Origin of the sequence: Paraburkholderia sp. BR10872 (assembly GCF_040965835.1) — a bacterium.
In the GTDB taxonomy this organism is placed as follows: domain Bacteria; phylum Pseudomonadota; class Gammaproteobacteria; order Burkholderiales; family Burkholderiaceae; genus Paraburkholderia; species Paraburkholderia nodosa_A.
In genome coordinates, this window is sequence record NZ_JBFRCN010000162.1 from 1 (window position 1) to 402 (window position 402).

Here is a 402-nt window from a genome sequence, read left to right on the forward strand (position 1 = left end):
GGTAAGCCGCGAGTTCATCGCTCTGGCGGCCCGCCTGCACGGCTTCGAACGCCGCATCGGCGGCCAGCATGCCGGTCTTGATCGCCGCGTGGCTGCCCTTGATGCGCGAGGCGTTCAGGAAGCCCGCATCGTCGCCCACGAGCGCGCCGCCCGGGAACACGAGCTTGGGCAGCGACATCAGGCCACCGGCCGTGATCGCGCGCGCGCCGTACGACACGCGCTTGCCGCCTTCGAGATACTTGCGGATTTCCGGGTGCGTCTTGTAACGCTGGAACTCCTCGAACGGCGAGAGATACGGGTTCTGGTACGCAAGACCGACGACAAAGCCCACCATCACCTGGTTGTTGTCGATGTGGTACAGGAACGAGCCGCCGTAGGTGTCCGACTCGAGCGGCCAGCCGG

General features: G+C 66.4%; 1 protein-coding gene. It reads right to left on the reverse strand.

Annotation, left to right across the window (positions count from 1 at the left end):
- Positions 1 to 402 (reverse strand): NAD(P)/FAD-dependent oxidoreductase (locus AB4Y43_RS40520; RefSeq protein ID WP_368730295.1); only part of this gene is annotated, 402 nt, incomplete at both ends.